We start from the raw sequence: 14,939 nt of genomic DNA on the forward strand, positions 1-14,939 counted from the left end.
ATTAAATTTTGTTAAAATTGAGGGTGAAGCTTTAATAAATGTTTAACAAAAAAAGCTTTATTGTTGATATGTATATGTAAGCTGGTAATTACCCAATAGCACTACTAAGCTGAAACATTGGTAAATACATACCAACCAATAAAACAGCAACTAAAACTCCAACAAAAAGAATAATAAAAGGTTCAAGAACAGTAGTCATAACTTTAGATTGCTGCACGACTTCTTGATTGTATTGTTCACTTAGTTGTTTGAAAACATATTCAGTTTGATTGGTTTCTTCAGCTACTTTTACGAGGGATATAATTCGGTTGTCGAAAAGTGGAGTATTTTTCAAACTGGAGCTCAAACTATTTCCTTTTAGGATACTGTTTTCAACTTGCTCTAAAGCTTCCTGAAGCGGTACAAAACGAATCATTTTTTTGACCATTTGAATACTGTTTAATAAAGGAACTTTTGCAGTGGTAAGCAGCGTTACAGCTTGAGTAAATTGTGCCAAATATACTTTTGTCATAAAAGGCCCTAAAACTGGAATTTTGACTAAAAAATAATGTAATGCTTTTGTGTATTTGTGATTTTCTTTAAAAAACTGAGTTGAAAAAATTAAAACGATTATTGCGAGAAAAAAGTAAAGCCCGTATGTTTTTGTCCAGATGGATAATTTTACAATTAACTGTGTCAAAAAAGGAAGTTCCATATTGTTTTGCTTGAAAATATCCTGAAACATAGGCACCACATAACTCAACATAAAAATCACAACAAGAACAGCTGTACTCAATACAATTGAAGGATAGGTGAGTGCGGCTACGATAATTCTTTTCTGTTCGTTTTTACGTTCAAAAAAACGGCCGAGTTCTTCGCAAACCTGAGCAGTTGTTCCGGTTTCTTCACCAATTTGAATAGAGTAATATTCGTATTCTGTAAATGATTTTGATTTTAATAAAGCTTCAGAAAAAGGCTTTCCGTTTACAACATCATTTAGTATTGTCTGGATTAAATCTTTATCAGCATTTTTCTTTAATGACTCAATAATCAGAGATAATCCTTCTTTAAAGCTAACACCGGCTTTTAAGAGAACTGCAAGTTCAAGATAAAATGCCTGTTTCTTTTTATTATTAAAACTGTCACCAAAAAGTGTGATTTCTTTTTTTAAGAGACTTTCAATGCTGTTTGAGTTTTGAGACTGAACAGCTTTTTTATTGGGTGCGTTTTCTATTTTAAAAGCCATCTTCCTGATTCATAAAAAAGGTTACGTCATTTTTTTTCGAAACAAAAATCTGGTAATCCGGTAATTCTGTTTCAGCAAATATAGACAAAGCATCTATTTGTCCATTACTTATTTCTTTGCCTTTGAAAAATGCTTTGTTCGGAATAATTTTGAGTTTGATCGTGTCAAGATTTCGCATACTGAACCTTTCCTGAAATGAATAGGTTACTGTATCAATTTCTGAAATCATAATTAATAACTGTTTGCGACTGTCATATATAATTGTGTGCGGTTCATTAAAATCCTGCCACAGTTTTTGTTCGAATAAAGATAAAGTACTTGTTTTTTCAAAATTGGTTTGAATAGTATTAATTTGTTTCTGCACAATTCGTAAAACACTAAATGCCATACCAACCACAATAGCAGTTATAATCATAACGACTATCATTTCTGATAATGTGAATGATTTTAATTTTCTTGCTGCCATACAACTTGTTGTTTTGTAACTTCTTTAGAAATACTATTTACTGCAGAGATTGTGAACATTCTTTTCGAAGAAGGTTCCAATTCAATATTAATATTCCAATCTTTATAATTTTCCTGATAGGGTAATTTTATGACTTTATTTTGAACTTCGTATTCCAGTTCGTTTATTCTAGTTTCAATTCCATGTGTGTTTTTAGAAAAAGTATTGAAAACTAAATTATTCAATATCAAACTTGCTACAATGAATATAATTACGACTAAAACTGTGGCTACAATAGCCTCTACTAATGTTGCCGATTTTATTTTTTTTAATACAACCATTTCAAAACAGTTTTGGGTTCTTGCTCTAAAATGATACCTCCATATATTTCCGGAACAGTTTCGTTTTCTATAGTTGCATTATAGATATGGTTCATAAAAATAGACCCAGCCTGATTGGCCACAAATTGTTTGGTATAAACAGAACCTGAAACTTTTCCTTTTATTTCAAGATTGCCATTACAATAAACTTGTCCTTTAATTCTGGAATCTTTTTCTAATACAATTTGTGTTTGAAAGTCAGATGTTTCTTTTGTCTGGATATAAGTTACACATCCTCTAAAAATGCTCCCTTCACCTACAAAAATTTGATTTTCTGATAAGGTATTTGAAGTAGTATTATCAGTAACGCTATTTTTATTGTCCTGAAATAAAAGTAAAGCAGATGGATAGCTGAAATTGCATTTTTTGCCTAGAATAATTTTTTTAGAAGCAATAGCTTGAAAATTACCAATCGTTTCATCTTCAACTTCAATGATAGGGGCAATTAGAATTATGTCATTTAATAAAGCTGTTTTCCGAATTTTAATAGCTGTTTCTGATTTAATAATAATATTTCCTGAAATGGTCTTATTTTCTAATGTAATTGCATTTTGAGAATAGAAACCTTTTGTTTTTTCTTTAAATGAGTTTGTAATTCTTGCTGCAGAATTTAAATTAATAAAATCGGTCTGATTTTCTATTTTATAATCCTTAAGATAAAAATTCACAGCATCAAGGAAATTTTTTTCAGGTTTTGGAAGCTCAGAAGTACTTTTTTCAATCTGTCCATAAATTAATTGTGTGCCGTAATAGCTGTTTCCAGCAATATAACCGGAGTTTACACCTTGCGTTGGTAAATAGGCTATCCCTTTAATTTTGGTGCTTCCTACAACTGTCAAAGCATTGTGTGTTTCTTGCAAAAATAGAGTAGGAGACTTGTCTGCTATAATAAGTGATCCTATTATGGCGGTTTTGATAAATTTCTTTTTACGGAATTGAGTTGTCACAATTCCTTTTTGAAATACTCCCCATTGTGATAAATGGGTTTTTATCATTTGATTTTCCTTTTGCAGAAAATCAATTTTAGTTGTATCAGTATTTAATTCTTTTTGTTCTAATAAGTATTGGATGCCGTTATCGGAGATTTGGATGTTTTCAATCGCACCTTTTGACTGCTCTTTCATATAAATAAAAGTATAGGCATATAAAACCAGACCAGCCAAAAGCAGAGCAATTAGTACAGCAATAAAAACCGTAAACTGTAAAGCACCGGATTTAAGTTTTAATTTCAATCCTGAAGCATTATAAGATTAAGGTTTCCTTTATACTTAACGTATACAGATTCTTTATCACCATCTTTTAAGAAAATTTCATTTTCTGTATCACCAACTTTCATATAATAGTTCTTACCATCAATAATGAGCATAAAAATTTTGCTTTTACCTTTTGTATCAGAAATCAAACCTTTGTAAATAATATTGGGCCAAACCAGTGGTTCGGCCTTTTTAATAACTTTTACAGTTTTAGCAGAAATTGTTTTTGGATGTAAAACAGTTTCCGGATTGTACATCTTTCCTAAAAAAGGATCCCTATAATTTATATTAATTGAAAAGGATTCTCTTTTATTAATTTTTAAAGGTTTAATACCGAATTCAGGATTGCTTTCAGGAATTATTTCATCAGCATTTGTAAAGGAAAATACCTGAAACAAAACAGCGCCCCAAACGAATAAAACGAGTGGTAAGAGTATATATATGTTCTTTTTGTTTTTCATTTATAAGTCTATTTTTGACTTAATTCTTTTTCGATTTTTTCAATTCGCAAAGCTAAAGCTTTTAATGTTTCAATTTCTTTTGCCTGCTCTTCAATTTTTTTATTTTGCTGAATAGAATACAAAGTCAATTCTTCAATCTTTTGCAGCAATTTAGAATTCATTTCTCCAAGATTAATTCCATTTTTAAGAACCTCTTCCTCACTTGGGATATTTTCTAAATGGCCTTTTTCATTGATGTGTTTTTCGACTTCTTGAAGAGTTGGTAAATCGTAATCTTTTTTGAAAACAAAATCAGACCAGCCAGTTAAGTCTACTTTTACTTCTTTAGAATGAATTGTTCCATTAACGTCCAATTTGTTTGTAGGGTTTGTAATTCCAATTCCAACATTTCCACCAGTAGGATTCATTATAATATTCCTCTGACCAATACCTCCCTTTATGGCTTGCAAGAATGAATATTCACCTGCAGTATTTATACCAATATTGATACCTAATCTATAAGTACCTCCATCATGTATTGAAATACCATCTACGCTTGATGTTCCTGTACTTGATGGTACTTTTACTTCAAATGTGTTTAATGGTGATGTCGAGTTAATACCGATAAGTCCAGCTGATGTTATTGTGAATCTTTCAAATGAATCACCAACACCTCCATTCATTATTCTAATTCTATTTGCTGTTGCTATTCCAATTCCTCCTAAACCTGTTGAACCAGCATTATCATAAAATAATATATTACCATAATCATTAGCGGTTCTTTTTCTTATAACTATTCCCTGTGCAGAGGAATTACTTACAAGATCTAAAGGAGAAATAGATGAGGTTACACCAATTCCGATAGTTCCATTTACAATTTGATTTCCACTAAAAGTATTTGTGGTTCTTGTGGCTAACTCTACCCAGTTCGAATTTGAAGAAGATAAATCACTGGCTATAATTTTTCTAAAAAATAAACGATCATTTACAGTAAAAGAAGAAGCAATTTGAAGTTGATAATTGTTTGTTGTACTTATATGTCTGGCAGCAAATAAATGCTGCCAGACATTACTATTATCTGGAGCCATCCCAATTGTGCTAGTATTTAAGCCATTATAAATACCAGATTTAAGAGGAGCAGAAAAATCTGAAATCGTTGCCGGAGCATAACCATCACCAATTTGCTGTGCAGAAGAAATAAATCCGAAAAAAAATAATGTTATTAGAGTTAGATAAAATTTCATATTATTTTGTTGTAGATGTTATTATATTTTTAAGTTTTTTTATTTCTTCGTTTTGTTTCTCATTTTCCTTTTTCATCTCAATCATATAAAGGGTCATTTCTTCTATTTTTTTGAGTAGATTCATATTCATTTCAGCGAGCATTAAGCCATTTTTTTCAATTTCTTGAGCAGAAGGGATTTCGGGTAAATGTTTATTTTCTTTAATATATTTTTCAACTTCTTCTAAAGTTTTTAGTTGATAATCGTTTTCAAAGACATAATCTGGAACTAAGGCTCCTAATAAATCAACTTTCACTTCTTGTGTATGAATTTTTCCTTTTACGGTTAGTTTTTCATCGGGAATAGAGGTGCCTATACCAATGTTTCCATTTTGTGTAGCTTTCATAGCAAGTGTGGCACCATTTGAAGAAAAAGAATTCCCTACATACAGATCCCAGTCTGATGTCATTGGTAGATATTTTGTTACAGTTGTATCATTTCCAGTAATATTTAAAGCAGTAAAAGAATTATTTAAATTTACTGCTGTTACCTTAATGTAAACAGTAAGATTATCTGTAGTTACTCCATAAGTATTAATTGCTCGTATTCTAAATCTTGGATTTGCGGCTTCTGTATTACAATCTATCGTAAAATTTGTAGATGTACCAACATAGGGATTATTATTTATACGGCCCGTTTCGCGCCATAAGGCTGGATTGGCATGTGATATAGCAGCAACATGAGTAGCGGCTGCAGCAATATTACCTCGTGTGTATGCAATTGAAATTTCATAATATCCGCCTGCTAATGATTTTGGACTTACTTTTAAAAATTCTATATAATCTCCAACTACAAATCCCGCAGGAAATGTAACACTAGTTTCATATTCCGCAAGATAAATGTTATTAGAAAAGGAGTTATGTAATTCTAATGATTTAGCAAAATTTTTTGATTGACAAAAAACAAATAATGCTATAAGAATAAGTAATTTTTTCATATTGTATCTTTGGTTAGTTTATTTTCTTGTAATTGATTCAATTTTCTTTTCCAATACTTCAATTTTTTTATTTTGTTCAATCATATATAATGTCATTTCTTCCATTTTTTTTAATAATGCCATATTCATTTCAGCAAGCATCAAACCATTTTTTTCAATTTCCTGAGCCGAAGGAATTTCTGGTAAATGCTTGTTTTCTTTAATATATTTTTCTACTTCTTCTAAAGTTTTAAGTTGATAATCATTCTCAAAGACATAATCAGGAACTAATGCTCCTAATAAATCAACTTTCACTTCTTGTGTATGAATTTTTCCTTTTACGGTTAGTTTTTCATCGGGAGCTGTTGTGCCAATGCCAACATTACCCATTACTAAGAAGTTACTAACAAGATGGGTTTCAGTTAGGTTTGGTACAAAATCTTGAATATTTGAAAGTACATCTGTATTTACTGAAGCTCCGTTTATTTGGTAAGCAACAGATTTCATATTTTCGCCAGTAGAAGTTGTCCAGCCACAAAATTTAAAGCCCCAATTGTGGTAAGCATTTGAATAAGGAACATCCACGGCTAAATATTTTTTCCCATTATATGTGCATGTTTTGAGAGTCCAATAACTCATATTATCGACAGACTTTACGGATGCAGTAGTACTATTGTAAGACGAAGATGAGTTTATTTCAAGTACATTTATTCTATTACCTGCTGTTGCAGCACCTCTAAAAGCTGTAATCGTACCTACGGCATTATTCATATTCAATAATGTACCATCGTACATTTCATGGAGCAAAATTAAATTTCGTGTATAATCGCCTCCACCATTTCCACCAATATCAATAATTTTGTAATTACCAGCTAAAGGTGTTGTTGTTACTTGTGCATTTATATATAATGGTAAACACAATATTATTAAATAAATAAATTTTAATCTTTTGCTCATTTCTTCTATTTTTCGTTGATTTTTTAAATTTCTATTGTGATAGAAAACAATTGTTGTTTTTGAGTTATATTGAAAGTATAAGAATTTTATAAATTTTAATTTATAGTAAAATTAAAAACTGTACTTCTGGAACTTTGATTTCCAGCTTCATCAAATGATCTCACAAACCAATAATATGTTCCGGCTGTCAGGGTTTTATTATAAGGGCTGGTCCCTTGATCTTTAAAGTTTAAGTTGGTTAAAGCACTTTCTGTATAAACATATATACTGTCTTTTTCAGTACTTCCTGAAATAGGAGTTCTGTTCCATTGAAAATTTATGCTTTTATTCGTTGTAGTACTAGCATTTATGGGACTAGATAATGTGGGAGTATTGGGTGTTTTAGTATCAATTAAAATCGATCGCGAAGTATAAAGTGTCTGTGCGGTTCCATTGCTGGCTCTTACTTTCCACGTATATTTTCCATCTTCAAAAGTAAAATTAAGAAGAGTTACCTCTGAATTTTGTTCTTTTACTAAAGTGCTGCTCTCATCAAAAATTTGAAGCTGATAGCTCGCTGCCCCAATTATAGAATTCCATGACAGTTTTTGTAAAGCTGTTTTAGTAATTAAATTATTATTTGGAGTTAGTAAAATAACAATATTGTTTTGAAAATCATCATTGCTCAAAATTTCAAAATTTCTTTTGAAATAAGCAGTTTCATATGCACTATTAACTGCTCTAACTCTCCATTCATACTTACCAATATTTAACTGTTGAGTATAAGAGTTTTTTGTAACTAAAGTGTCAACAATAATTTGCTGTGGGTTTTCAAAATTTGGGATAGCAATCTGGAGCTGGTATTTGTCGGCACTTTCAACGGTTTCCCATGAAAATGTTACTCCTGATGATGATAAAGCGGCATTGTTTGCTGGAGCAGTTAAGACTACTTCTTTTTTAGAAATGTCATCAACCATTACTATTTCTTCACAAGAAATAAAAGTTAAAAGTAATAAAGTTGGAAAATATTTAGATAAAAATTTAAACATAGTATTGAAAAATGGGCTTTATATATTGTTTGATTCAATGCTAAAAATATAGCTACATATCAAACAGATCTTTGTTGTTTTTCTTTTCGTTTATTTTACGTTTAGTAATGCCAGAACAACTATTGTTTTCGTTTACTATATCAGCAACATTCCAAGTTCCTTTAATTGATTTTACCCAGCAGAAAGAACTTATTTGATAAGCTACAATAGTTTCAGGATTTATGTCAATGTTATCTGTTTTCTTTCCTGACTTAAATAAGGCTATTGTATATTTTTTGTATTGATTATTAGTCAAATAAAAAGCATCTGATTGTCTTATTTTCGCAATTTCTTCAGCGGGAAGACTTACGGCAAGACTTGAAACTAATTGTAAGTTTTGTGTATCTGTTAAAAGCTTTAAGATATTTGCATTATAGTCAGAATTGATTTCCTGAATAAGTCCGGCAATATCCAGAATTTTTATAGTTACAAGTTCTGGTTTAATAGGTAAACTATCTATAAAAGCTACTTTTGTTTGATTTTGGTTGTATTTCGCTTTAGACTTGTAAATTTTATTGAGTTTTTTGTTATATGGAACAACACCAATTTCAACCCGAATATTATTTTCTAGTTTTGGCAGTCCTTTTGGTTCAAATGTGTTTAGATTGTATGATAATTTTGAGTTTCCAATGCTTCCTAATTCAACTACCGATGATGAAAATTTATAATTATCATTTTTGATTTTAGTTGTCTGACAAGCACTACAAATTAAGATTATCAAAACAACAATTTTTTTTAACATAAGATTTCTTTTAAAATAAAAACATGATTTTCCAGATAAAGAAATATGATTTTCAATCCTTATTTTTCTTTATTATTTTTTTAACAAATCTAATAAAATACAAATAATAGATTGTTAAAAATGAATCTTTTATTTTTAATTTTTTTCATTTGCAGCTCTCTCCAGAGAAATTATTTTTATTAGTTTCTTAATTTGAAATCCAACACTAAAGTAATGTAAATTTCTTACTAATTTAATAATTTTTATATTTTTCAATTATTAAACAATAATCTATATTTGATCATTCTTAAAATAAAACTAAATATGAAAAAATTATTACTTGTATTAGCATTTTTAATGTGTCAAATTATAAACTCTCAGACATTTTCAACCAATTTGACCCCAGTAGGATGGGAGCATAATATTTTATTTAATTCAACTACACGTTATACTGTAACTCAACAAGGACCAACCGCAAACCTACCATTGTTATTTGATGGAATTATGTATCCAAATCATATTGCAGGAGTTACACCGGAAAACCCGGTAGTTATTCTTATAGAAGGACTTCCAGGATACCACACACAAGCAGGTGCATGGATTGGTTGGACAACCCGATCTTTACCTGCAACAAGATTTAAGATCGAAGGTTATGATACCTACAATTCAGCCAATACATGGAGAGTAATTGCAGACTACTCTGCAGTTGATTATGGAGGTACTAATTTCTCATTAAAAGTACCAGTTGGTGGAACTTACACAAAGTTGAAATTTACATTTTATAATGGACCGAATGGAGTGGTAGGTCTCTCAGAATTATTCTTTATTCACCCTGAAGCTACAGTTCCTTTTGCGGGACTTTTATCGCAAATAAATACTAATTGGCAAAGTAATGGTTCTAATCTAGCTTATAATTTAGGTAATGTTGGTATTGGGATCACAAATCCAGCGAACAAACTTGATGTAAATGGAACCATACATTCTAAAGAAGTAAAAGTTGATTTGCTAAATTGGCCAGATTATGTATTTAAAAAAGAATACCAATTACCAACATTAGAAGAAGTGGAAAAACATATAGCTGAAAAAGGTCATTTAGAAAATATTCCAAGTGAGGAAGAAGCTGTTAAGAATGGGATTTATTTAGGAGAAATGAATGCGAAACTTTTGCAAAAAATTGAAGAATTAACCTTATATATTATTAAACAGAATAAAGAAATTGATTTTTTAAAAAAGCAAAATGTAAATAACAATATTATCTCTCTTCAAATTGAGGAATTACAAAATGAAATTAAAAAACTAAAAACCAAATAAAAATGCAAAAACAAAAAAAGAGAAAAATAAATCTTAAATTTTCAGGCATAATTTTTACATTATTTTTTTATTTTTCATCTTATTCTCAAACGGTAAACAATTTTGAAATTACTCTTCCTTCTCCATTATTTCCTAATGGAATTGCAAATCAGGCTGTGAATATTCAATTCCCGAATGTTCCATTATGGGGATGGTTTGAAGTTACGATTACTTCAGCATATAATAATCAAATATCCACAGGAAAGCTTACTAAAAGATATCAGATAGGTCATAATGTGGGCGGTTATTTTAATCAAGCAACTGAAATTCCTGCAGCATTTGGAGCTGTTGCAAATCAATGGTTTATAGGAGATTTTAATCATGATACAAATAGTATCCCTATTTATCATTTGGTAGGCACTGGTAACACATTGATGATTAAAATTGAAGGTGTTATGGTAATAAGTACCGCTAACCTTGATTTACTTAAAAATAATACGACAATCAGTCCTTTAGAAACAATTGCCTTTCCAGGAACTCGTCATTACATGAGTATCATGCAGGATAGGGTTGGTATTGGTACAAATACACCGGATAGTGCTTTGGCTGTAAATGGAACCATACATTCTAAAGAGGTAAAAGTTGATCTAATAAATTGGCCTGATTTTGTATTTAAAAAAGAATATAAATTACCAACACTGGAAGAAGTTGAAAAACATATAGCTGAAAAAGGTCATCTAGAAAATATTCCAAGTGAGGAAGAAGCTGTTAAGAATGGAATTAATCTAGGCGAAATAAATGCGAAACTTTTGCAAAAAATTGAAGAACTTACTCTCTATATGATTGATGTGAATAAGAAAGTAAATGTACTTCAAATTAATAATGAGAAACTTATTGAGGAGAATAAGTTGTTAAGTAAAAAGATAAAAGCTCTAGAAAAGAAATAGATTTTTAAAAGAATACTTTTAAAACTTAAAATGCACGAATGTTTTTCATTTCGTGCATTTTTTTATAGAACATATTTTAGATACCTTTCTTTGCGTTCATGAGCAAGATGCTCGCGCCAGCGTTAGAATTTCAAAATCTCATATCACTAACTTTGAAACACTACCAATTTTGAACATATAATAAAGAAGCCACTCCGTAATAGAAGTGGCTTTTTGTTTAGAATGTACAGAAGGTTATTTTAATTAGCTTTTTTCAAACTCGCCATCCTTCATCTATTTTTCAGATTCATACATTTTTTCTTGAATTAAATTTAAGAAAGATTTGGAATCCTTTTTTTTTACTCCATTAATCTTGATACCGAAATAACTTCCCATGCAAATCGTATCTGTGATTTTACCATTATGAAAAATTATTTGCATACGCACATCTATTTCACTTTGCTTTTCTTCAGTTTTTAGGTTTTCATATTCTTTTGTGAATCTTTCAATGTACTTAACATCTTCTATCCTCTTATATTTTATGTCATCTCTAAACATTTCACTTCGTATAGATTTACAATTAAGTCTAAAAGGAAAAAGTTTATTGTCTTTGAAGTAAAAAAATTCTAAATATTGATTACCAGCTTTTGAAGTTTCATTTTTTACATTACAATTTAGGACTGAAAATATAATAATTGCTAAAAATATGCTTTTCATATGTTATATCGTTTTATTTCTTTTTATATTTCTCAAAAGATGGGGTATAGAATATTCCTTGGTTAGCCATCTTCTGATTAAATTGTACGGTTTTAGATGCATTAACTTTAGTTGATGTAGGAGAGTTTGTGATGACTGGTAACCCTTGGTGATTATTTCTAGTAACTTCAGGAGATGCAACTTCTCCATTAGCCCTAGCTGTTCTTTGTTCAGAGCCAGTGATAACTCTTTTCTCTTCTTTATTATCATAATTAGCATCTTCTTTTCCAAGTCTAAGATTCATATTAACTTTTCCTTCAGCTGCATATTTACCTGCATGGTCTCCTTCATGGTCTAATAAAGTTGCTGGTGATAAAATATTTCCACTTGTTGTCTCTAGTCCCATATTTGGATTCCATTTTACTACATTATAATCACCTGAATTCGAAGCTAATGAAGGTTGGTTAGTAATGGTGACACCATCTGTTTCTTGAGGTAGCGGGGGAAACACTACCGAAATTACTTAAAAATATCAATATCTATACAATTAGTTAACTTATTCAAATCAATACTGTTTTTAACTATGATATTTTTTAATATGTGCTTCTTTTTTTCGTTAGAAAAACCCTCATAAATAATATCTCCGTTCATTAAATAAATACCAATGAATTCAGGACAATCGGAACCATTACAGTAATCAGAACCATTAACTATATAAAAATCTTGATTTGATTTTTTGGAAAGGCACGCTTTATAAATTGGTGTTCCTGTTGCACTTATAACCTTGTCTGTAATTGTCTTCTTGTTAACGTTTTTAAGAGGCAATTGATGAGTCTTAATTAATTTGTTTTTGTTGTAAAAAGATAATTTCTGAAATATTATTATTGGACTACTATATATATCCTCTTTATAGTCCACAACATTTAAAGTATCTTTGGAAAAATATGTTTCAATATTTAAAGAAAAATCTTTATTATTCAAACTGCTTATAATTTTATCTTTCGACTTCTGTGCTTTTTCTTTATTATGAGAGACACTTTTACTAATAGTTTTGTCTTGCTTGCAGGCAATGCTCATCAGTAATAAAACTACACTTGCTTTTAAAATTTGGCTTAACATATTTTAACGTCTTGTTTTTATTAGTTCTTCTACTGGAGTTGCTATAGTTGAACTTCCTTTCAACTCTTGTGCTCTATATTTGTTTATCAACTGTTGAACTCCTTCTGCTGTAAAATGTTTCAGTGAAGTCCATCTGCCTTCAGTAGTTGCTTTAAAGTCTGCTCCACTTCCAGATTTTGCTGCTGCAAAACTAGATGATGTCATATTATTAACCGCAGAAGCATCCTGACTTTTAGGACTAAAATCACTTCCCTTATAAAATCTTTCCAAAGCTTGATAAGCTCCAGCGGCAGAACCACCACCACCTTCAGTATTCATACCAGGATGTTTAGAATAATCGCTCGGTTTTTCCGAAAATGATTTTTCTGTAAAATTGTCACCCATATTCCAACTATTATAATCTAATGGTGCATTTGCACTTCCTGCTTCCGTTTGTTTCAAAGTTGAAAGCGATGCTCTCAAATTAAGTTCATCACTTGTAATATCAACTTTTTGGGTTAAACTAAAAGGATTATTTTCAGCACTTTTAATTTCTGAAACAGATTGCTTCATTGTTAATTGCTTATCACTATTTGTATACTTTAAATAAACTTTTTTATCGTCGATATTATCGCTTCCGATTTTAGTTCCTTTTAGATTAAAAATATCTCCATTTACGCTCATTCCATCTGGGTCTATGAATCTAATAGGATTATCAACGCAATAATTATATGGAGACCATTTTCTATATTGCTCAGCTAGTGGGTCAATATTCATCCATCTTCCAAGCGCAGGGGAAAACCCCGCCATTTGGCGAGGTTTTGCTTTATAATCTTTATCAAAGTTCTTTGTCTGTACGAGCAAGATGCTCGCACCAGCAAGGGGAGGAAAAAAGAATTAAGATTCACTATTAATCATTAATTCAAAATATGATTGTGTTGAAATATTGATTTTCATATTCCAATAGCATGAACCTCCATCAGCAATATCAATCATTTCATTTTGCCAATCTAATAATTCTTCTTTACCATTTTTATAGATTGTTGGTATATCACAAAATGAGTTTATATAAACTATCTTGTCCCCATCATCATTAATATAACATAAATATTGCATATATCTTTCTTTTAGTTCCAAGAGAGATTGTTTTTTAAGAAATAAAAAGCGTCTCTCATTAATAGCTTTTTCTAATACAGAATCAATTAGAATTAATTCTGATTGATTAGGATTCCATGATTTATATGATTTCTTGGTAATCCAACTAATGTTTTCAGAACTATTAATAATAGCAATTTTATTACTTGTGACGACTTTCTTTTGTTCAGAGCAGGATATAAAAGAAATAAACACAAAAAATATTATTAATTTAAGCTTCATAATTTTACAAATTTTAATTAACGATTTTAGGTTTTGTTCTAGGAGTAACTCCTTGCTCTTCTCTAATTTTGTTTTCCCTTTCCCTAACATTTATTTCATCCTGTTGAACATTAACCTTGTTTCCTGGGTATGCCCCGTCTGGATTTATTATTGTGACAGGCGTTTTGTCATAAGCTCCATCAGTTTTCGCATTTTCATCAGCATGAATTAATTCATGTGCCAATCCTATCTCTGCTGGGCGTCCTTTTGTTCCGTCTGCATTACTAATATTTTCTCCTTTTGCATCAGGGTTAAAACTAACAGATGTATCTCCATTTTTTAATCTATCAGCACGATTCTCTCCTCCTAATTTGATTGTTACTTTTTCATCTGCTCCAATTAGTCCAGTAATAAGACTTGTTCCCTCAGATAATTTTTTACTCTCATTTGTCTTTTCTCCCTTGACTTCCCTCACAAGAAATCCTCCTCGGGTTTGTGTTAATTCTAGTTTTGAATTAGTTAACTTTTGTAAATTAGTTAAAATCGTTGATCTTTGTCTTGCATTTTCACTTCCGTTAGGGTTTTTTCCCACAATATTCGGAATGAAAATTTCTTTACCATTAGGATCAATAAACATTATAGGATTATTCGCAACATAAGTGTAAGGACTGATGTTGTAATACTTATCTGCTTTTGGATCAACATTCATCCAGAGACCTATAGCCGGATCATAATTACGCGCTCCATAGTCGTAAAAGTTAAGTCCTAACTCATCTTGAAGCTCTTTGCCATTGTACTTATACTTGTAATTGGAGTTAATAACGGGAGCCCCGTATCCAATGTGTTTTAACCCAAAAGGATAATAGCTGTTTTCATCCTGTATGGC

General features: G+C 30.4%; 18 protein-coding genes. 2 read left to right on the forward strand and 16 right to left on the reverse strand.

Features of this window, described 5'->3' with window-relative positions:
* Window positions 1-88 precede the first annotated feature (88 nt).
* The 10 genes from BUC29_RS20730 to BUC29_RS20775 all read right to left on the reverse strand — a co-directional run bounded on the left by BUC29_RS20730 (window position 89) and on the right by BUC29_RS20775 (window position 8,708).
* Window positions 89-1,225 (reverse strand): type II secretion system F family protein, encoded by a 1,137-nt coding sequence (locus BUC29_RS20730; protein WP_073418441.1) that lies wholly within the window; start codon window positions 1,223-1,225, stop codon window positions 89-91.
* Entirely contained in the window at window positions 1,215-1,691 is a 477-nt protein-coding gene (locus BUC29_RS20735; RefSeq protein ID WP_073418443.1) for a PulJ/GspJ family protein, read from the reverse strand. Before BUC29_RS20735 ends, BUC29_RS20730 begins: the two co-directional genes overlap by 11 nt.
* Window positions 1,673-2,011 carry a hypothetical protein gene (locus BUC29_RS20740; RefSeq protein WP_073418445.1) on the reverse strand — a complete coding sequence of 113 codons (339 nt, stop codon included), beginning with the start codon at window positions 2,009-2,011 and terminating at the stop codon, window positions 1,673-1,675. Before BUC29_RS20740 ends, BUC29_RS20735 begins: the two co-directional genes overlap by 19 nt.
* Window positions 1,999-3,282: a hypothetical protein gene (locus BUC29_RS20745; protein ID WP_073418447.1), complete on the reverse strand. Its 1,284-nt coding sequence runs from the start codon at window positions 3,280-3,282 to the stop codon at window positions 1,999-2,001. Before BUC29_RS20745 ends, BUC29_RS20740 begins: the two co-directional genes overlap by 13 nt.
* Entirely contained in the window at window positions 3,279-3,764 is a 486-nt protein-coding gene (locus BUC29_RS20750) for a hypothetical protein (protein ID WP_073418449.1), read from the reverse strand. The genes BUC29_RS20745 and BUC29_RS20750 overlap by 4 nt, the downstream gene beginning before the upstream one ends.
* Window positions 3,765-3,772: 8 nt before the next feature.
* The gene (locus BUC29_RS21650) at window positions 3,773-4,987 is read right to left on the reverse strand and encodes a hypothetical protein (protein ID WP_073418451.1); all 1,215 of its coding nucleotides are present in this window, start codon (window positions 4,985-4,987) and stop codon (window positions 3,773-3,775) included.
* 1 nt (window position 4,988) lies between these two features.
* Window positions 4,989-5,963, reverse strand: a complete 975-nt coding sequence (locus tag BUC29_RS20760; protein WP_073418453.1) for a tail fiber protein — start codon at window positions 5,961-5,963, stop codon at window positions 4,989-4,991.
* Between the two features lie 18 nt (window positions 5,964-5,981).
* Entirely contained in the window at window positions 5,982-6,899 is a 918-nt protein-coding gene (locus tag BUC29_RS20765) for a tail fiber protein (protein WP_073418455.1), read from the reverse strand.
* 95 nt (window positions 6,900-6,994) lie between these two features.
* Complete coding sequence (locus tag BUC29_RS20770) at window positions 6,995-7,927, reverse strand: phage tail protein (protein WP_073418457.1); 933 nt, start codon at window positions 7,925-7,927, stop codon at window positions 6,995-6,997.
* A 52-nt stretch (window positions 7,928-7,979) separates the two neighbouring features.
* Window positions 7,980-8,708 (reverse strand): hypothetical protein, encoded by a 729-nt coding sequence (locus BUC29_RS20775; RefSeq protein ID WP_073418459.1) that lies wholly within the window; start codon window positions 8,706-8,708, stop codon window positions 7,980-7,982.
* Window positions 8,709-9,011: 303 nt separating this feature from the next.
* Between BUC29_RS20775 and BUC29_RS21655 the strand changes: the two genes are divergently transcribed.
* Together BUC29_RS21655 and BUC29_RS20785 are read left to right on the forward strand one after the other, a co-directional pair.
* Window positions 9,012-9,998: a hypothetical protein gene (locus BUC29_RS21655; RefSeq protein ID WP_073418461.1), complete on the forward strand. Its 987-nt coding sequence runs from the start codon at window positions 9,012-9,014 to the stop codon at window positions 9,996-9,998.
* Between the two features lie 2 nt (window positions 9,999-10,000).
* The gene (locus BUC29_RS20785) at window positions 10,001-10,924 is read left to right on the forward strand and encodes a hypothetical protein (RefSeq protein WP_084538698.1); all 924 of its coding nucleotides are present in this window, start codon (window positions 10,001-10,003) and stop codon (window positions 10,922-10,924) included.
* Window positions 10,925-11,197: 273 nt separating this feature from the next.
* Here BUC29_RS20785 and BUC29_RS20790 read toward each other — a convergent pair whose 3' ends face one another.
* From BUC29_RS20790 to BUC29_RS20815, 6 genes are all read right to left on the reverse strand, one after another.
* Window positions 11,198-11,620 (reverse strand): hypothetical protein, encoded by a 423-nt coding sequence (locus BUC29_RS20790; RefSeq protein WP_073418463.1) that lies wholly within the window; start codon window positions 11,618-11,620, stop codon window positions 11,198-11,200.
* A gap of 13 nt (window positions 11,621-11,633) precedes the next feature.
* Entirely contained in the window at window positions 11,634-12,005 is a 372-nt protein-coding gene (locus BUC29_RS20795) for a hypothetical protein (RefSeq protein WP_139260580.1), read from the reverse strand.
* Between the two features lie 113 nt (window positions 12,006-12,118).
* A complete protein-coding gene (locus BUC29_RS20800) occupies window positions 12,119-12,718 on the reverse strand; it encodes a hypothetical protein (protein ID WP_139260583.1) in 600 nt (199 codons plus the stop codon).
* A gap of 3 nt (window positions 12,719-12,721) precedes the next feature.
* Window positions 12,722-13,507 carry an RHS repeat-associated core domain-containing protein gene (locus tag BUC29_RS20805; protein ID WP_073418469.1) on the reverse strand — a complete coding sequence of 262 codons (786 nt, stop codon included), beginning with the start codon at window positions 13,505-13,507 and terminating at the stop codon, window positions 12,722-12,724.
* A gap of 87 nt (window positions 13,508-13,594) precedes the next feature.
* The gene (locus BUC29_RS20810; protein WP_073418471.1) at window positions 13,595-14,074 is read right to left on the reverse strand and encodes a hypothetical protein; all 480 of its coding nucleotides are present in this window, start codon (window positions 14,072-14,074) and stop codon (window positions 13,595-13,597) included.
* A 13-nt stretch (window positions 14,075-14,087) separates the two neighbouring features.
* On the reverse strand, window positions 14,088-14,939 hold an 852-nt coding region (locus BUC29_RS20815; protein ID WP_139260586.1), incomplete at its 5' end, for an RHS repeat-associated core domain-containing protein.

It is taken from the genome of Flavobacterium defluvii (genome assembly GCF_900129555.1).
Classification (GTDB): Bacteria; Bacteroidota; Bacteroidia; order Flavobacteriales; family Flavobacteriaceae; genus Flavobacterium; species Flavobacterium defluvii.